Here is an 18,587-nt window from a genome sequence, read left to right as displayed (position 1 = left end):
CATTAGGGACTTGTCATTCACGGAATACACACAGAGTGAGATGAACTCGATATTTTCGGGCTATCGGTTCGGTCCATTGCCTTTTTCTGGCAACCGCGCAACCGCGCCACACCACCAAAGTAAAAAAGCCAACAAACAGCGCAATAACCAAGGTTTCCAGTTGCTGCTGAGCAAATTGAATCAGCTTTTCCGATAGTTCACACTTATCTAAACCGTATCCGCTTTCTGTTTTTACGGTTTTGGCTTCACCATCAATCAAAATCGATTCAGCGCTTAGCTCCGATTGCATTGGGCAATCAAACATCAAACCTGCATTTTTCATCAGACACACGACAATAACCCAGCCAATTAATGCTAGGAGCCATTTGCCATTTTTTTGTGAGGCAACAGTGCGTAAACTGGATGAATACATGCTCGTGTTAATCAATGTGAAAACGTTGGGAATCATACCCAAGTAAATGAAAAGCTCAAGAAGTAGCACAATGTCCACCGATATGATTAGTAACGAAGTGTGATAGTCTTAAGATTCCAATCTCATTACGTTATTCAACATGCTCAATAAAGTTAATCTTGCTGACATTCGCTCGTTCGTTTTGATCGCGCAACTGGGTAATTTCACCAAAGCCGCTGAAGCGCTCTCCGTTTCTCGTTCTCATGTGTCTCGCCAAATCAGTGGACTAGAAGCGCAAATGGGGGTGACCTTACTGACTCGCACTACGCGAACACTCCGCCTGACTCATGCCGGAGAGCGTTTCTACCAAGAGTGTGAAAAAGCACTGCACGACATCGACCAAGCCTTGATCGCCGCTGTCGACGACACTCAAGAAGTGCGTGGTTTGATTCGCATCAATTGTGTAGGTGGTTACATCGGCGAGGACATCATTGCCAAATACGTCAATGAATTCATGTTGGCATACCCTAACGTTGTCGTGGATTTAGACTTTTCTTCACCACGAATTGATTTGATTGAAGATCAATTCGATGTCGCAATTCGCATGGGCGAGTTGGAAGACGCAGGCTTTGTGGCGTGTAAGCTAATGATGATTGATATGGTCACGCTTGCAAGCCCGAAATACGTGAAGACCTATGGCGAACCCGTCACACCAAAAGATTTGGCGAAACACCGCACGCTAACGGGCTCAGTCACTCGCTGGAGTTACCGCAACGTTGCTAACCCGAAAGAGCACAGCGATGTGATAGTGAAAGGCAATCTGCGTTGTAAGAACGGCCGCGCACTTGTGATGGGCGCACTACACGGTAACGGAATTATTCGTGTGCCATTGAGTTACTGTGACGAGGAAGTCGAGCAAGGCAAATTGATTAAAGTGATGCCTGAATGGGAAATCCCATCCGTACCGCTATCCGCCATTTTTCACCGTGACCGTTACCAACCTAAACGTCTTCGTACCTTCATCGATTTCGTCAAAACCAAGTTTGAACAAGAGTTTTAGTGTTCGTTCTGCCCTAACCTGATCACAAAAACGCCTCCATCTGGAGGCGCTTTATCTTAGTGACTAAATTGAGTTGGGGTACTTAAGTGAAAACGTAACGATTACGCTTGTGCTGGTACGCTCTCTACTTGAGATTCTTGTTCAGCGTCCTCTTTGTTGAAGCCTTCGTGCAAATGGTAGTAACGTTGGTAAATTACACCACTGATGGTCATCATAATCGCTGGCAGACCAATCATCATAAATTCTAGACCCATGATGGTACTTGCTGATTGCTCTACGTTTGGCACATAACCCACAACAGACAGACCCACACCGACAATGAAACCACCTGCTGCGCCTGCGAATTTCACAAGCATGGTTTGTACTGAGAAGATAACGCTCTCGCTACGACGACCTGTTTTGTGCTCGCCGTAGTCCACAACGTCAGCCAGCATTACCGTTTGCAGCGCGTTTGCGATACCCACACCAAATTTAATTGCCGCACCCGCCATACCGATCATTAGTGCGTTAGCTGGAGCGATGAAACCCATCAGTAGTAGAAGTACACAAGACAGAATTGGGAAGCCACAAGCGATAGGCCATAGAAGTTTACGTGGTAGTAGAGAAGCGATACGAGGGAACAAGAACACACCCGCTACTTCTGCTGCGCCTGCAACCGCCATGTAAACCGGGAATAGCTCTGCGTTACCTAGTGCGTAAGAGAAGTAGTAAATCGCAAAGCCACCAACCAATAGGTTCGCAATTTGGAAAGACAGAACCGTGCCGATTAGCGCTTTAAGCTGGTCGTTTTTACCGATGATAGTTAAAACGTCTTTGAAGCTGAATTTCTCTGCTGGTTTTGCGTTAGCTGGTGCTGCTTTCTCTTTTACGTTGCGAGCAATCAAGAATGCGCTCATTACAAACAGAACCGCAATCAGCATCGCAACGTTGAAGAAACCGTCACCTTGGTTGCCGTTACCTAGCTCACCCACGATGTGCAGACCGTAAGTACCAGTAACAAACCATGCAAGGCTCGCGAACAAACGTGGCCATACCACCAGCTTTTCACGTTCTTGGCGAGAGCTTGATAGCGCCGGAATCATTGACCAGTAAGGGATATCCATAATGGTGTACGTTAGACCCCAAAGGATGTATGCCGCTGCTGCGTAGATGTAAAGCGTAGTACCTTCAAACATGTGAGTACTGAAAAGGCCAACCAGTACTACTGCGTTTAATAACGTACCAATCACAATCCAAGGGCGGAATTTACCGAATTTTGAGCGCGTGTTGTCCACGATCACACCCATCATTGGGTCAGTAATCGCATCAATAATACGAGCGGCTAAGAAGATGGTACCAACGAAAGCAGCAGACAAGCCGGCTACGTCAGTGAAGTAGAACATTAAGAAGATGTAGATAGGTGCACAGGCAAAGTCTTTACCGAGTGCGCCAAGACCGTAAGACAGCTTGGTTTGTAGCGTAATTTTATCAGACATAATCGTTCCTTAGTGTCGTACTGCTATTCATTCCCCTAACTAGAATTCATAACGTCGACGTCTTTTATTTATATTTCGATGCTAATGCTACTGACCTGCCACTTTTGTTACTGTGATCCATTACCACTTTATGGAAACGTTTACAGGGAAGTTTTTAAAATGAGACATCGAACAATATTTCAGACAAACAACGTGACCAAACCTAATAAAAACTAGCTAGTTATCATCAACTTAATAATTTAGACACTGAAAACGATTTCAATTTAACTAATAAAAATACAACGCAAAAAGCCGTACAACCTTATAGGATGCACGGCATACGTTGACGATTTATAATCGATATGTCGCGAATATCGCGAAGTTTAGTGAAAAGTGTTAACTAATACGCTCAAACTTCACTAACATTGCACTTTCTGCATCAAGAATTGGCATAGTTAATCCCACTTCTTCACACCAAGCTCCTGACAGTTCGCAACCCGATTCAGTCCAAGGTGGCTGATAATTAACGATATCATCGTAATTCGATGGTTTATCTAAAACGGACACGCTATATGTCGCCTTTGGATCTAACCCCGGTAATCGCAAGTGGCCACTTAGCGAATTAGTTGGCATCGCAAGCTGCGCAATCATCACCACTGCTTCCGATTGATCGTTTGAGACAACCGCATGAATTTGATGTGCTTTATCGTCAGTTGGCACACGCCATGTTCGACCGCTATGCAACAGTGGGCGCAGCATTTTATGCAGCTTGATATAGCGCTCAAAACCTTGCTTTTCTGCTTGATCTTCTTTCACCGGATCAAGCTCAATGCCCATGTGACCAAACAGTGCCGTCAGACCTCTGAATTCAATGCTGTGGCGACGCCTTGTGCTGTGACAATGGCTTGCTCCAATGTGACTGCCCATGACCTCTGGCGGGAAGAAATAGCTCATACCACGCTGAATGGTTTGACGCTCGAGTGCGTCATTGTTGTCCGAAGCCCAGAATCGATGCGTGCGTTTCAGAACCTCAAAATCAATACGACCACCACCAGCGGCGCAAGATTCGATCTCTACATTCGGGTGTTTTTCACGAACTTTATCGACTAGCTGGTAGTAACGTTGGGTTTGATTGTGCGCCGCAGCCTGACCGAGGTGAGCTGGCTGTACAACTTCACGGTTCATATCCCACTTGATGTAGGAGATGTTGTAAGTCGATAAGAAATGATCCAAGCGCTCAAACAAGAAGTTAAACGCATCGTCATTTTGCAGATTAATCACATATTGATTGCGACCTGTTGGCTGCTCGTAACCGTCAACGGCTAATAACCATTCTGGATGAGTACGATATAAATCCGAATCTTTATTGATCATCTCTGGCTCGAACCACAGACCAAATTCCATACCGAGTTTATTCACGTGCTCAACTATCGGCTGCAAACCCTTTGGATACTTAGTTTCACATAGGAACCAATCCCCTAGCCCAGCTTTGTCACCGTTGCGCCCTTTGAACCAACCATCATCAATGATAAAGCGTTCAACCCCCATCTCCGCCGACTGAGTTGCCATCGACATGATGTATTCTGGATCGTGGTCGAAGTAGATGCCTTCCCACGTATTAAGGTGGATTGGGCGAGGTTTGTCCGTGAAATCACTCGGTAAAATCGTTTCGCGTACATGAGAGTGGAAATGATGACTCATACCGTTAAGGCCAGTATGACTGTGACTCGCATACAGCCATGGAGTGGTTACGCTTTCCCCCTCGTTCAGCGCAACTTCCCCCGGCAAATAGATGACTTCCGCTTGCATGTATCGACGGCCATCTGCTTTTACATCCACACGCAATCTGTGATTACCACTCCATGCAAAATGGAAGCCCCACACATCACCGCTCATTTCATCGAAGCTTGTTGTACCAACAACAAGCGCAGGATAATGCTCATGTGAGGTACGTCCACGACGGTTTTCTTGTTGGTAACCGCCTTGCAATAAAGGCTGGCGAACAGTTTGAAACTCGTGCACCCAACGGCCGTAGTATGTCATCAGCTCATTTGCACGAGCGGGTAAAGGTAAGGTATTGGCAAGACGGTTGACTTGGTAAACGCCCGATTTAACGTTAGTCAATGTATGACGAGTTTTCACAACATCGTGTGCATCTAGCTTGAGCTCTGTCGTTAAGTGTAAGCCTGCAATAGTGTCTTCGCTTGCAATCACTAAGCTATCTTTGGTCTGTTGAATATCCGTGATAACAAACACTGGCGCCCAATCTTGTCCGTTACGATGCCCCTCTACACCAGGGCTACTAAACACACCGCGACCAAGCTCAGGGTGCAGAGTTATTGAAACGTCTGCATCTAGCCGTCCGTATGGCACAGGGCGTTGCAGAGCTAGTCGGTAACGTTCAAGATCACCACTGACTTTTTGTCCCCAATGTAGGATCTCGGCGTACTCACCTAACTCTACAATCAATTGCGTCTGCTGACCTGCTAGCTCAATCAATGCTTTATCCATCATCTTGTCTTACCTTGGAACTGGAAATTACGTCGCATCATAATGAAAAAAACAAAATAATCTGTGACCCATACCAAATTCATGGAAACGTTTACAATCTAATTTCAAAACTGTTAATTAGTGTACTATTGTTGTTCTTGTCTTATGTTTCACTTCAAACCGTCATTTCATTTGCGTTTTTTACAGATGACTAAAAGTAGAGCACCCAATCTAGACCCAGTCCAGACCAAAACATAGAAATCAAAAAATAAAGATATAATTCAATAGTATAAGACCACAAAAACATCAATAAAACGATAGAATTTCACCGTCTACTCGCTCTTCTTTATTAATGCACGATTTCATTTGCCTACATAACACTCACTTAGCCCTTTCGCCCCTTGCAGTGGTTAACCGACCACCGTATTCTTAGGACTTCGAGATTCCTGTGAAGTGTCTCTCTTGGGTCCTAACTAATAATCCCAGCTTGACGATACTAGCGATTGCCGTGAGCTCAACAGCCACAAACACTTGCTGTATAGACTTCTTTGTCTCACACGCCCAATTGACTTCAGTTGGGCTACCTTTCCTCCTCCAACTTTTCACAACCTCAATATAAATAAGTAAATACAACGTCTTAAAACCATCTTTACTATTTCCCTAGCTCACCACCCGCCAACTTTTTATCCACATACACCCCAGATCAAGAAAACGATTCCAGACAACTATCTTAAAAATCGAGCTTAATATGTGCCGAACGAGCAAAATTAAGAGATCAAAATCACACAAAATAGTAATAAACCCATCAATAGACCAAAAATGCCAACCTCATCATGAAAACGTTTCCAGAGTTTATTTACACTGCGCAGCGAGTTAGGACTCAAATAAAAAACAAATCCATAAATAAAAATAAAATGGAGACACTTCATGAAACAAAAGACGCTTGTAAGAGCGCTTGGGTTAACCCTAGCCCTAACCCCTCTTGCTGGGATCGCAGCAGTGGAAAACGTAACGTACTTTGGCTACGCCAAGTGGGGCAACATTTACACTGATAACGACCAGCACAATGACGGAAAAGGTGAACGTAATGACGTGATTCGTGCAACCCAAGGTTACGGTAACTATCGTCTTGGTAATGAGTTGAACTGGTGGGAAGCAGGCGTAAAAGCGGACGTTTGGCAGCAAGGCGAGGCCTACTTTGATACTACATTATACCTTGGCAGTGGTGAAAGCTGGGGTGATGTTAGCCTTATTCAAATGTGGTCTGCGGGTCACGGTCTGTTCGATGGTCAAGCAGATGCCACGATTTGGGCTGGTGAACGTTTTTACCGTCGTCATGAAGTTCACATGATCGATATCAAATACTGGGATACCTCAAGCACAGGTATCGGTATTGAAAACTGGGATCTTGGCTTTGCAAAAGGTCATATTGCGTGGATGGCACCAAAATCCAGCGCTGATGACCGTACGCTTCATAACATTGATGCTCGACTAAGCGAAATTGAACTGAGCGACAGCGCGGATCTAACCGTTGGCTTGAACTACGTTTTCACTCAAAACTCTAGCTATGACCAAAGCGACATCACCACGTCTGGCGCTATGCTCTCAGCGCTTTACCGCCAAGCTTGGGACTACGGTTCAAATACGTTCGCTTTCCAATATGGAACTGATGCGCTGGCTGGCGGCCTGATGAGTGCTGAAGGTGGCTCCAATCGCAAGTACAGCACAGGTGTTGAGCATGATGGTTACAGCTGGCGAATCTTCAACTCTGGCGATCTGAACGTGAATGAAGATTTCCAAGTGATGTATTCCATCGCGTACCAAGACAAAAATCTTGATAACAACGATGGTGATAAATGGTTCAGCGTTGGTGCTCGCCCTCAATACAGCTGGACTGAATACATGGCAACCGCACTAGAAGTTGGTTACGAATCGGTTGAAGCACAAAACGGCGCAGGTACTAACGACATGTACAAAGTGACCGTGGCACAAATGTTTCAAGCTGGTAAAGGAGTTTGGGCTCGTCCATCCATTCGTCTATTCGCAACCTACTCAGAAAAAACCGACGAGTGGAACCGTGGTTCTAAAACCTATGGTCAGGCACAAAGTATCAATGCGAAAAATGTAGACGAAGTAACTTTCGGCTTTAACGTCGAAACATGGTGGTAACCCAATCCGGCTACTATTTTTGAACCCAATGGGGAGAGCGACGTGCTCCCCCCAAACAGGACAAAACAGATGAAACTAAAACCGCTCGCTACTTTATTTATTGCACTGTCTCTAACAGCATGCAGTGGCTTACCAGAACAAGCGTTCAATACCGATTTGAGCAATCAAGCTTGCTGCTCAACATTGGCGTCTTTGCCTCTGACTGCCCTATCGGTTCCATTCCACCAGCAAATGGTCATGGATGCGGATTTGCCAAGCGTAAGCCGCGCGGTTTTACTTTCTTCAGATTCCGCATCATCACAAGCACTGCCAGTGATGACCTACCAGATTTCGTCTGATGCGCCATTCTCGCTGCTCGTTCGCTCTTATGTTGACAAAAATGCGCTATTTGCTGCGAATGTCCTGATTTACGACGCGAAATGGCAGCTTCTAAACGATTACTCAGCGAAAGACTTTAACTACCACACAACGGGCATGCGCGGCTTGGAGCGTATCGAGAAAGTGGTAACAATAAACCCGCAACTCAACGGTGCGAAGTACATCGTGATTGCTTCAGATCCATCACTATTAGACGCGGAACTAAACCGTAAGCGTCAAGAAGAAGTTTACGCTGAATCGCAAAACGTCATTGGCAATAAACAACTTCCCCTCAAAGCGAAATACCAACCTTTTGGTGTTATTGACGTGACGGTAAGTGCCTCCAACAACAATGTCGTGCTAACACTGTTGGCTGAATTGGGCACACAATCCAATGAAACAGCCAAGACAGAGTTAACGCCGGCTGCATCGCCAGAAACGCAAGACGAATGGTCGTTGTATCAATCTCAAATCGATACAGCACTCAAAGATAACGATGTAAAACAAGCCGCTGAGATTGCGAATCACGCGGAACAGCAAGGCTTTACTCAAGCGAATGATTATCTCGTGAAGCAACTAGCGAAATAACGCTTCACGACAAAAATGCAGACTCGCTCGCTTCTGCACCTATTGCGGGAGCGAAACAAAATTAGAAACAAAAAGTTAAGTAGGAACACCATGAAGGCATTTTCAGACATTCTCCAAAGACGCGACTGGGAAAACCCACAATCAGTGAACATTCACTGCCTTAAGGCTCACAGCCCTCTTTCCAGCTTCCGCAATATTGACCATGCACGCGATGGTGTTCATGCTCAGCGAAAATTGCTGAACGGACAATGGAAATTCAAACTGTTTGATGCACCAGAGCAAGTTGATGGTGAGTTCATTGAAACGCAATTCAACGACACCAACTGGGATAACATTACTGTTCCATCTAACTGGCAACTTCAAGGTTACGATAAGCCTATCTACGCCAACGTGAAATACCCATTTGAGGTAAACCCGCCGTTTGTACCAAGTGATAACCCTACGGGTTGCTACCGCACTACCGTGTTACTTTCACAAGCAGACCTTGCGAACACACAACGCATTATCTTAGATGGTGTGAACTCGGCTTTCCACCTTTGGTGTAATGGCTCTTGGGTCGGCTACAGTCAAGACAGCCGCCTACCATCTGAATTCGACCTAACGCCTTACCTTGTCGCGGGTGAAAACAGCTTAGCGGTAATGGTCATTCGCTGGTGTGATGGCAGCTACCTAGAAGACCAAGATATGTGGTGGCTAAGCGGTATCTTCCGCGACGTGACTTTGCTGTCTAAGCCACAGCACTGCATTGAAGATGTGTTCATCACACCGGATTTAGACGCGTGTTACCGCGATGGTTCTCTGTCGGTTGTGACTTCAATTTCTGCGCCGGACACCTACCAAGTTCAAGTGCAGCTGTTTGACGGTGAACAAGCTGTGACAGAGCCACGTATCGACCGTCCGCACAACCGTCGTATTGACGAACGTGGCACGTGGGATGACGTGGTATTCCAAACATTGCACGTACGCGAGCCAAAGAAATGGACAGCGGAAACACCGAACCTTTACCGCTTAGTCGTTTCACTGTTGGATGAAAACGGCACGCACCTAGAAAGCGAAGCGTACCCAGTGGGCTTCCGTAAAGTCGAAATCACCGATGGCCAATTGAAGCTAAACGGTAAGCCTTTGCTGATCCGCGGTGTGAACCGTCACGAACATCACCCAGAGCTTGGTCATGTGATGACAGAAGAAGACATGATCCGTGACATCTGCTTGATGAAACAATACAACTTCAACGCGGTACGTACGGCGCACTACCCAAACCACCCTCGTTGGTACGAACTGTGTGACCAATACGGCTTGTACGTGTGCGATGAGGCGAACATCGAAACGCATGGCATGCAGCCAATGAATCGCCTATCGAGCGATCCACAATGGGCGCACGCTTACATGAGCCGCTACACCCAAATGGTGATGCGTGATAAAAACCACCCATCGATCATCATCTGGTCTTTAGGTAACGAATCCGGTCACGGCAGCAACCATAATGCGATGTACGCTTGGTCTAAAAACTACGACCCTTCTCGCCCAGTGCAGTACGAAGGCGGTGGTTCAAACACCACAGCAACCGACATCATTGCGCCAATGTACGCGCGCGTGAATACGGTCATTGAAGACGAAGCTGTGCCTAAATGGGCAATCAAGAAATGGGTGTCGTTGCCAAATGAAACTCGCCCTTTGATTTTGTGTGAATACGCACACGCGATGGGCAACAGTCTGGGTAGCTTTAATGATTACTGGGATGCGTTCCGCGATTACCCTCGCCTACAAGGCGGCTTTATTTGGGATTGGGTGGATCAAGGCTTGAGCCAATGGGATCAGAACGGTCAACACTTCTGGGCCTACGGCGGCGACTTTGGTGATGAAATCAATGACCGTCAGTTCTGCATCAACGGTTTGATCTTCCCAGATCGCACGGTTCATCCAACGTTGGAAGAAGCAAAATACTGCCAACGCATGATCACGGTGTCACTACAAGAGCAAACCAAAGACGCTTGTACACTGTTAGTGACTAACGAGAACTTGTTCCGCGCGACCGATAATGAGCAATTGAACTGGTCACTACTAGAAGATGGCAAAGTCATCCAAACGGGGTCATTCGCGCTTAACGTGGAAGCAGACAGCCAAGCAAGTATTGAGATTGCCCTTAGCTTCGCTCCAAAAGCGCAGGCGCAATACCACTTAAATACCGACATTACTCTGATTGCTGCAACACCTTGGGCGGAAGCTGAGCACGTCGTCGCTTCTGAGCAAATGGCGCTACGTAATACAGTAGGCCTTGTTCTTCCAGTATTGGAAATGCAACCAGCCCCAATGCTAACGCAGCAAGACAACACCATTTTGGTGTCTAGCTTGGATGAAAAACATCAATGGCGTTGGGATAGACAAACTGGCTTGATGACCGACTGGCATGTTGATGGCAAAACGCAAATGCTTGCGGCACCACAAGACAACTTCTTCCGTGCACCACTGGATAACGACATCGGCGTGAGCGAAATCGACAATGTCGATCCAAACGCTTGGATGTGTCGTTGGGACATGGCGGGGATCGGCCAATGGGAGCGTCAATGTGTCGCTTGCCGCAGTGAAACCCTGACGCATGCAGTGAAAGTGACCTCGACCTTCGCTTACCATTTTAATGGTGAAGTACAAGCGATCACCACTTGGACGCACACACTGAGCAACAGCGGTGAAATGACATTGGCTGTCGATGTGAAGCTGGCTGATGATTTACCACCAATGCCACGCATCGGTTTGGAGTTCGAACTGCCATTAAATGAGCAAAATGCACCGATCACATGGCAAGGTTTAGGCCCGTTTGAAAACTACCCTGACCGCTTGGCAGCAGCACGTTTCGGCTTACACACACAGACACTTGAGCAAATGCATACGCCGTACATTTTCCCTACAGACAGTGGTCTACGCTGTGGTACGCAATGGTTGAAGGTGAATGAGTTAGAAGTCTCGGGTGACTTCCAGTTCAGTGTGAGTCAGTACGCTCAGCAGCACTTAGCAGCAGCGAAACACACTAACGATTTGGTTGCAGAAGAGAAGATTTATGTGCGCCTAGACCATAAACACATGGGTGTCGGCGGTGATGACTCTTGGAGTCCAAGCGTACACAAAGAATTCCAATTAACGGACAATCAATACGCGTACCGAGTGACATTCAAGCCTGCTCAATAACGCGTCCAAAGAAACATAATAACCCCACAACACGTCAGTGTGGTTCTATCCCCAAGTTTCGGCTTGGGGATTTTTTGTTCAAGCGACTTCTATTTGTTTTAAAAGCTTGATACACCGCCACTATTCTCACTTGGGTGTTTGAGTTCATCCGCCTTGCATTGTTAAATAAAGCAAATTTCAGATCCTGAGTTCCCTCCCTATGGCTACTATCAAAGACGTCGCAAAAGAAGCAGGCGTATCCATTGCAACCGCATCTCGCGTGATCAATAACGCGCCTCACACTAGTGATGCAGCTATTGTTGCTGTTAAAGAAGCAATGGCAAAACTTGGTTATCGCCCCAATGCCAATGCTCGTGCTTTGGTGAACAAATCCTCAAATGCCATTGGTGTTTTAGTTAACGATGTATCGGCACCGTTTTTTGGCACCATGGTCAAAGCCATCGACACCATTGCAAACGAGCAAGGAAAGCAGCTTCTTATTGGTAGTGGTTATCACGATGCGCTCAAAGAACGCAATGCCATTAATATGCTGCTCGACAGCCAATGTGAATCGTTAGTAGTCCACAGTAAGGGCATGACCGATGCCGAACTCACATCACTCGCAGATGATATTCCCGGCCTAGTCGTAATCAACCGAGTAGTACCAAACATGGCTTCTCGTTGTATTGCTCTCGATAACCGTAAAGGCTCCTACATCGCGACCGAGCATCTTATTCGTAATGGTCATCGACATATTGGTTATCTTTGCTCAAATCATGATATCGAAGATGCTCATGACAGACGCGAAGGCTATCTAGATGCGCTGCGCGACAACGGCATCGAGATTCGCGAAGAGTACATTGAATATGGTGAGCCAGATGAAACTGGCGGTGAGCAGGCCATTGTCAACTTGTTAGCCAAAAACACTCCGGTTACAGCAATCGCCACCTACAACGACTATATGGCCGCTGGCTGTATGACCTTACTGCAAGAAAATGGCATTAACATCCCTGAGCACATGTCCGTCATTGGCTTTGATGATGGCCACATCGCCCGTTATATATACCCTCGGTTGACAACCATTCGCTACCCAATTCAAGTAATGGCAAACGAAGCGGTGAAACTTTCCCTACAGTTGGTTGCAGGTCAAGAAATGGAACGTTCTGAGTGTAAACTCTTTATGCCAATCCTTGTGCGTCGTGCATCTGTAGGCTCAAACCCAAAGTAAACCGGTGCTATCGCCATATAACCCAGAGCCATACCCTTGTAACCCAGAGCTAGAGCCAAGTAACCGAGAGCTATAACTAAGTAAAACAAGCGCATATTGTAAAAAAATAGTATTCTTAAAACCTAACTTTCAAAAATAGTTACTGAATGAATACTCAACCTAACTCACAACAACTGATTGCCTGTGAAGAATGCGGCTTAGTGGTCCGCATTCCTGACATCGATCAAGGGCAAAAAGCACATTGCCCTCGCTGCAATCATTCACTGACAAAAATCAATGCTAAGCCTTACCAAAGCATGATTGCGGTATCTGTTGCGTGTTTGATCATGTTGGTATTGAGTGTTTCATTTCCCTTTATGTCATTTAGCGTACAAGGCTTATCGCAAGAAATTACGTTAATGCATGCGGCCAAAATGTTGGCTGAATTTCATAATGCCTTGCTCGGTGCGCTGCTACTTGGGACAGTATTGGTCCTGCCCGGTATTTACGTCAGTCTTATTCTCTTTTTGCATATCCAGGCCCTAAAAACTCGTCAAAACGCGTTATCTAAAAAGCACCAGCGTACCGCTACCGTATTGTGCCGTATTATCTTCCGTGTCGAGCCATGGCTAATGGTGGATGTGTTCTTAATTGGCGTACTCGTAAGCTTGATAAAAATTGCCGCACTCGCAGAAATCGGGATGGGTAACTCGTTTTGGGCATTCTGTCTCTATACCGTATTGGTCGTAAAATGCATTTCCATGGTTGATAGAAGTTGGCTGTGGGGCCACTTTATTCCCGTGATCGATGTTCCAAACATCAAAGAAGGGGATACGCACCATACCCACAATCATATCGGTTGCCATACTTGCCACCAGCTCAATCCTATCGCTGACAAAAAGCACCAAAAATGCATTCGTTGTCATAGTCCTATTCATCGCTATAACCCAAGCGATAATTTGCAAAAAGCGTGGGCATTATTGTTTGCTTCCATTATTTTTTATATCCCAGCCAATTTATACCCGATGATGTATACCGTTAGCCTCGGAAAATCGGAGGGCTCAACCATCATGGAAGGAGTGATATTGCTTTGGAACCTTGGCTCTTACCCGATTGCAATGGTCATTTTCTTTGCAAGTGTTTTTATCCCAATGGCGAAAATGCTGGCGCTAGCTTGGCTCTATTACAATGCACAAAAAGCGCAGTATTTACCGCCCGAGGAAAGCATCTCGCGCCTTAAAGTCTATCGCATAACTGAGTTTATTGGCCGTTGGTCGATGATCGATATTTTTGTTGTCGCTATCTTAGTTGCGCTGGTTCAACTGCATAACTTAATGGCGATTTACCCAGGCCCTGCGGCGCTATCCTTTGCTGCCGTAGTTATTTTAACCATGCTTTCTGCCATGACTTTTGATTCACGTTTGCTTTGGCAACAACCTCATCATAATACGCAGAAACCACAAACGAATAACTTAACTGAGAAAGCTAAATATGAGTGACGATAATCAGGCAACCGCTCAAATAAAGCCTAAAAAGCAGGTTTCTGCGATATGGATAGTACCGATTCTTGCTTTAGCGATGGGGGCTTGGATGCTGTTCCAATACGTAACCAGTACTGGGCCACAGATCACGCTTAAGCTCCCAACCGCAGAGGGTATCGAAGTCGGAAAAACTGAGATTAAAGCGCTAAATGTAAAAGTTGGCGTGATCACTGACGTCAAGCTCAGCAAAGACTACGATCACATCATTGCTACCGCACAAATGAACAAAGACGCGAAACGAATGTTGAGTGAAGATTCGATGTTTTGGGTAGTAAAACCGCGCATAGGCCGCGATGGTGTCTCAGGCTTAGAAACTCTACTTTCTGGCGCGTACATCCAACTGCAACCAGGCAACTCTAAAATAGTAAAAGAGCATTTTAATGTCCTTGATATTCCTCCTGTGGCAGCACCTGATGCAGAAGGTTTGCGTTTGGTACTTACCCATCGTGAGGCAGGTAAACTCGGCGTGGGTGATCCTGTCATCTATAAAGGGTTTACTGTTGGTCGAGTTGAAAAAACCAGTTTTGATGTCGACTCACGTAGAGCTTTATATCAACTGTTTATCTTTAAACCATACGATAGCCTAGTGCGCACGAAAACGCACTTCTGGCTAACTTCTGGCATTGATTTACAGCTCAATGCAGAGGGTTTTGAAGTTAAGTTTGGTTCATTAGAAAGCTTAATCACTGGCGGTGTCACTTTTGACACCATTCCTGGTGCAGGTACGGGCAGTGAAGTCACCGAAAACATGACCCAATTCCGCCTATTCGACGATGTCAAACAGGTTCGAGAGGGTATGTACGACGACTACATTCAATTTGTCATGATGTTTGAAGAATCCGTACGCGGGCTAAAACGCAAAGCTCCGGTTGAGTATCGAGGCCTTCGTATTGGCACCGTCATGAAAGTGCCGATGCGCATGCCAACGCCGGAAGAAGATTTCTCTGCGAAGAAGATCCCTGTACTGGTTCGCATCGAACTGGGTCGTGTGTATGAAAATTTACCATCGACCAAACTGCCAATGTTTAAAGAGCAGCTCAAAAACGAATTTGCTAAAGGGCTACGAGGAACACTCAAAACCGGTAACTTACTGACAGGGGCATTGTATATTGATACGGATTTCTATCCTGAAGAAAAACCTTATGTGCCTAGCCAGTTTGAAGGACTAGATGTATTCCCAACCAAACAAGGTGGGTTTGCTCAAGTGCAGCGACAAGTCAATGAGTTCCTAACCAAGATCAACCGTTTACCGATGGAAGAGACGTTAGATTCCTTAAATGCGACATTGAAAACATCTGAGCGCACGCTCGCGTCTGCAGAGCGTGTTGCGAGTAGCGTTGATAAACTTCTGAATCAAAGCGACACACAACAAATTCCGGCAGATATTCGCCAAAGCCTACAGCAACTGCAAAAAACACTGGATGGCTACGGTCCAAACTCAACCATGTACAGTGAAATGGAATCAACACTGCAAGAGCTTGAACAAGTGATGAGTGAGTTCAAACCTGTATTAAAACAGCTCAATGAGAAACCAAACTCATTGGTATTTGGTGAAGATGACATCAATGATCCAATCCCAGTTAGAGGGCAAAAATAATGAAACGTGGACTTTTATTGATTTCTGCTCTTTTGGCAGCCTGTAGCAGCGCACCGGAAAATTCGAACGCGCTATATGTATTACCAGAAGCAAGCTCCGTAACAATAAACGATTCAGTGATCGCTCAACGCCCTCAGTTGGTCGTGCGTCCAGTAGTGCTTGCAAGTTACCTCGCTGATAGTGGTATTGTTTATCGTACTTCAGAAACCCAAATCATTCAGGCAAAACACAATCAGTGGGCGCACAGTATTTCTGAACAAATCACTCAACGTGTGATCAATGAATTACGTGGCAAACAAAGCCAATATTGGCCTGTTGAAGTGAATAACCTTCTTGATCAAACTAGCGAGAATAAACTGCAGCTGACACTTAGCAAGTTTAATGGCAGTTATGATGGTAACGCGGAAATTGAAGGGGAATGGCTACTCATTGATGCCAATGGCAAAGCCAAGAGTAGCGCTCCTATCAAGATTAGTATGCCATTGCAGGATGAGGGTTATGATGCTTTAGTGGATGCCCTTTCTATCGGGTTAAACAACCTGACCGATCAAATCGCAACACAACTCTGATTATTTTCGCCCACTCTGTTTTATGAGTGGGCGACTTTCATCTCCCCCGAAATTGAGTAGTGCATTTTTCTCAATGAATACTATTTTAAAGTACTCACTTCTCCTCGTTTTGATCTTCTATTCTGATCATCTTCAACCCCAAAATACCGAAGCCAAGCTCCAATAACAGGTAAACAACTAATAACCAATGTGGCATACCATCAACCAGTAAGCTCAACATTCGACCAGTCGCTAAACCCAGCATAAAAATAACTAAACTATAGAGCGCAGCTAGGCGGTATTTAGCATTGAATGCACCAATAACCCAAAACATGGCAAGCGCCAAATACAACCCCATAACCGCACGAAAAATGTGACTGACATTAACTGGTGAAGCATCAATCCCAAATAAGAAAGAAAGCGAATCAACAGGTGAAAAACCATAAGACAAAGCTATGGGGATGAGACCGGCTGTTGCAAAGAGAAGAAAAGAGCTCTGAATTTTCATGGTATGTCCTGGTTGGCTGCATGATTTACAGCATAGTCAATAAACGAAACACGTTGCATTACTAATGGATAAAATAATATTAGCCTGCACCAATGCAATTCGCTGAACCTTATCTGTCAACTCTATATTGAAATGGGATTCGTCACGCATTCGAAATTTGGAAATCCTCACCGCATGCTCTACGCTAATTATGCGCAATCAATTTAGTATTTTCATTCACACGGACGTTGATATGACTAAAATAGCTCTCCCCTCCATTGCTCTTATCTCCTCACTTACCGCAATTCCCTGTGCTTTGTCTGCAGAGACAACATCACCACAAAGCCCTTGGCAACACAGTGTGGAAATCTATATGTTGGCACTCAATATAAACGGTGATGCGACCATGGGTAATTTTTCATCCAGTTTGGATGTTGACCCGAAGTTCATCATGGACCATATCGATATTGGAGCGATGGCTCGTTTAGAGGGCGTATATCAAAACAAGTGGGGCTACTACATCGATTATAGCTTTATGAATTTGAGCGGTGATGTGAACAACTTGTCTGGCCTATTACCTAACATAACGTATCGCGCAGATTTGGAAGTACGACAAGGCGTGCTTGAAGCAAAAGCGTTTCAACGTGAAGTGTATTCGTTCGGAATGATCGACTACATGTTTGGTTTACGTTGGTGGGACAATGACATCAAAGGCAAAGTGTATCGTAATGACAATCGTATTCTGGTGGATAGACTCAACATCAAAGACGACTGGGTCGATTTTTTGATGGGCGTAAGATGGCTCAATGACCTCACGAATAATTGGCGTTTTCATGCGAGTCTCGATGCAGGCTTAGGCGCAGACACCCGTTTTACTTACGCGACACAGATTGGACTCCGTTACCGAATGAACGATTGGTCCGATATTAACCTTGCATACAAATCGACTTGGGTTGATTACGCCAATGAAGGCACCTTTGAATACGATACTGCATCACATGGCATGCTAATAGGGCTCGGGTTGTATTTTTAAGGTCTATATGTTGCGTAACAATTTTAGAGCGTTAAATGCTCAGGAAGCGCTCACTCACTGATCTTAATCATATTTAGAAAAGGAAGACTCATATACTCTACGCGCAATTTAAAACATCCATCATCTGACCACATGGTCTTTAGATAAGGCGCTTGAGCTGCAATGTCGATTACTATTTCTGATCTAATCACTGCTCTAAACAAAGTAGAGCATATCCATAAGATACAGGTAGAAAATGTGCACCTGTTTTTCAAAACAAATGAAGCCATTGTGTTGAATGCGTTTAAAGAAATTATCTCTCGTGACTCTATTGATGAACGCTTTATGATCATTGATAAAGAGTTTTCTGCTCTCGGTGATGTGAAGACTTACCTGCTAGAAGCATCGTACTTGGTCAGCTAACTACTTTTAACCGTCAAATAAAACGCCCCAAATCAATTAAGACTCGGGGCGTTTTAATGAGTAAATTCTTCAATTATTCGTTGAACAGCAATTCTATTGGT

Annotated in this window: 14 protein-coding genes; 10 read left to right on the top strand and 4 right to left on the bottom strand. The window is 45.3% G+C overall.

The genetic code is table 11. The annotated features are described in order from the left end of the window. Positions 1-13: 13 nt before the first annotated feature. A complete protein-coding gene (locus VA249_RS05030; RefSeq protein WP_225923926.1) occupies positions 14-412 on the bottom strand; it encodes a hypothetical protein in 399 nt (132 codons plus the stop codon). Between the two features lie 139 nt (positions 413-551). Here VA249_RS05030 and VA249_RS05025 point away from each other — a divergent pair, with 139 nt between their 5' ends. Further along, a complete protein-coding gene (locus tag VA249_RS05025; protein WP_221069170.1) occupies positions 552-1,451 on the top strand; it encodes a LysR family transcriptional regulator in 900 nt (299 codons plus the stop codon). Between the two features lie 101 nt (positions 1,452-1,552). On the opposite strand, the gene melB is transcribed toward VA249_RS05025, so the two are convergent. Both melB and VA249_RS05015 read right to left on the bottom strand, forming a co-directional pair. Further along, positions 1,553-2,926 carry a melibiose:sodium transporter MelB gene (gene melB, locus VA249_RS05020; RefSeq protein WP_221069169.1) on the bottom strand — a complete coding sequence of 458 codons (1,374 nt, stop codon included), beginning with the start codon at positions 2,924-2,926 and terminating at the stop codon, positions 1,553-1,555. A 375-nt stretch (positions 2,927-3,301) separates the two neighbouring features. Beyond that, positions 3,302-5,419, bottom strand: a complete 2,118-nt coding sequence (locus tag VA249_RS05015; protein ID WP_221069168.1) for an alpha-galactosidase — start codon at positions 5,417-5,419, stop codon at positions 3,302-3,304. A gap of 903 nt (positions 5,420-6,322) precedes the next feature. Here VA249_RS05015 and VA249_RS05010 point away from each other — a divergent pair. The 7 genes from VA249_RS05010 (at position 6,323) to VA249_RS04980 (ending at position 16,585) form a co-directional block, all read left to right on the top strand. Continuing rightward, positions 6,323-7,564 (top strand): carbohydrate porin, encoded by a 1,242-nt coding sequence (locus tag VA249_RS05010; RefSeq protein WP_221069167.1) that lies wholly within the window; start codon positions 6,323-6,325, stop codon positions 7,562-7,564. Positions 7,565-7,633: 69 nt separating this feature from the next. Further along, positions 7,634-8,509, top strand: coding sequence for a MalM family protein (locus tag VA249_RS05005; RefSeq protein WP_221069166.1), 876 nt, complete (start codon positions 7,634-7,636; stop codon positions 8,507-8,509). A gap of 90 nt (positions 8,510-8,599) precedes the next feature. Further along, entirely contained in the window at positions 8,600-11,692 is a 3,093-nt protein-coding gene (locus tag VA249_RS05000; RefSeq protein ID WP_221069165.1) for a beta-galactosidase, read from the top strand. Between the two features lie 199 nt (positions 11,693-11,891). Then, positions 11,892-12,899: a substrate-binding domain-containing protein gene (locus tag VA249_RS04995; protein ID WP_221069164.1), complete on the top strand. Its 1,008-nt coding sequence runs from the start codon at positions 11,892-11,894 to the stop codon at positions 12,897-12,899. A gap of 146 nt (positions 12,900-13,045) precedes the next feature. Continuing rightward, positions 13,046-14,377, top strand: coding sequence for a paraquat-inducible protein A (locus tag VA249_RS04990; protein ID WP_221069163.1), 1,332 nt, complete (start codon positions 13,046-13,048; stop codon positions 14,375-14,377). Next, positions 14,370-16,016, top strand: a complete 1,647-nt coding sequence (pqiB, locus tag VA249_RS04985; protein ID WP_221069162.1) for an intermembrane transport protein PqiB — start codon at positions 14,370-14,372, stop codon at positions 16,014-16,016. The genes VA249_RS04990 and pqiB overlap by 8 nt, the downstream gene beginning before the upstream one ends. Further along, positions 16,016-16,585 (top strand): PqiC family protein, encoded by a 570-nt coding sequence (locus VA249_RS04980; RefSeq protein ID WP_221069161.1) that lies wholly within the window; start codon positions 16,016-16,018, stop codon positions 16,583-16,585. The genes pqiB and VA249_RS04980 overlap by 1 nt, the downstream gene beginning before the upstream one ends. A gap of 94 nt (positions 16,586-16,679) precedes the next feature. On the opposite strand, the gene VA249_RS04975 is transcribed toward VA249_RS04980, so the two are convergent. Then, positions 16,680-17,072: a DUF4345 domain-containing protein gene (locus VA249_RS04975; RefSeq protein ID WP_221069160.1), complete on the bottom strand. Its 393-nt coding sequence runs from the start codon at positions 17,070-17,072 to the stop codon at positions 16,680-16,682. A gap of 232 nt (positions 17,073-17,304) precedes the next feature. Here VA249_RS04975 and VA249_RS04970 point away from each other — a divergent pair, with 232 nt between their 5' ends. After that, complete coding sequence (locus VA249_RS04970) at positions 17,305-18,084, top strand: hypothetical protein (RefSeq protein ID WP_221069159.1); 780 nt, start codon at positions 17,305-17,307, stop codon at positions 18,082-18,084. 162 nt (positions 18,085-18,246) lie between these two features. After that, positions 18,247-18,486, top strand: a complete 240-nt coding sequence (locus tag VA249_RS04965) for a hypothetical protein (RefSeq protein ID WP_128811196.1) — start codon at positions 18,247-18,249, stop codon at positions 18,484-18,486. Positions 18,487-18,587 lie beyond the last annotated feature (101 nt).

It is taken from the genome of Vibrio alfacsensis (genome assembly GCF_019670485.1).
In the GTDB taxonomy this organism is placed as follows: Bacteria; Pseudomonadota; Gammaproteobacteria; order Enterobacterales; family Vibrionaceae; genus Vibrio; species Vibrio alfacsensis.
This window is presented reverse-complemented; position numbering and strand designations above follow the sequence as displayed.

Excerpts from the sequence above, each read along its gene's own strand:
- VA249_RS05030 (WP_225923926.1), bottom strand. The coding sequence starts at position 412 with ATGTATTCATCCAGTTTACGCACTGTTGCCTCACAAAAAAATGGCAAA.
- VA249_RS05025 (WP_221069170.1), top strand. The coding sequence starts at position 552 with ATGCTCAATAAAGTTAATCTTGCTGACATTCGCTCGTTCGTTTTGATC.
- melB (WP_221069169.1), bottom strand. The coding sequence starts at position 2,926 with ATGTCTGATAAAATTACGCTACAAACCAAGCTGTCTTACGGTCTTGGC.
- VA249_RS05015 (WP_221069168.1), bottom strand. The coding sequence starts at position 5,419 with ATGATGGATAAAGCATTGATTGAGCTAGCAGGTCAGCAGACGCAATTG.
- VA249_RS05010 (WP_221069167.1), top strand. The coding sequence starts at position 6,323 with ATGAAACAAAAGACGCTTGTAAGAGCGCTTGGGTTAACCCTAGCCCTA.
- VA249_RS05005 (WP_221069166.1), top strand. The coding sequence starts at position 7,634 with ATGAAACTAAAACCGCTCGCTACTTTATTTATTGCACTGTCTCTAACA.
- VA249_RS05000 (WP_221069165.1), top strand. The coding sequence starts at position 8,600 with ATGAAGGCATTTTCAGACATTCTCCAAAGACGCGACTGGGAAAACCCA.
- VA249_RS04995 (WP_221069164.1), top strand. The coding sequence starts at position 11,892 with ATGGCTACTATCAAAGACGTCGCAAAAGAAGCAGGCGTATCCATTGCA.
- VA249_RS04990 (WP_221069163.1), top strand. The coding sequence starts at position 13,046 with ATGAATACTCAACCTAACTCACAACAACTGATTGCCTGTGAAGAATGC.
- pqiB (WP_221069162.1), top strand. The coding sequence starts at position 14,370 with ATGAGTGACGATAATCAGGCAACCGCTCAAATAAAGCCTAAAAAGCAG.
- VA249_RS04980 (WP_221069161.1), top strand. The coding sequence starts at position 16,016 with ATGAAACGTGGACTTTTATTGATTTCTGCTCTTTTGGCAGCCTGTAGC.
- VA249_RS04975 (WP_221069160.1), bottom strand. The coding sequence starts at position 17,072 with ATGAAAATTCAGAGCTCTTTTCTTCTCTTTGCAACAGCCGGTCTCATC.
- VA249_RS04970 (WP_221069159.1), top strand. The coding sequence starts at position 17,305 with ATGACTAAAATAGCTCTCCCCTCCATTGCTCTTATCTCCTCACTTACC.
- VA249_RS04965 (WP_128811196.1), top strand. The coding sequence starts at position 18,247 with ATGTCGATTACTATTTCTGATCTAATCACTGCTCTAAACAAAGTAGAG.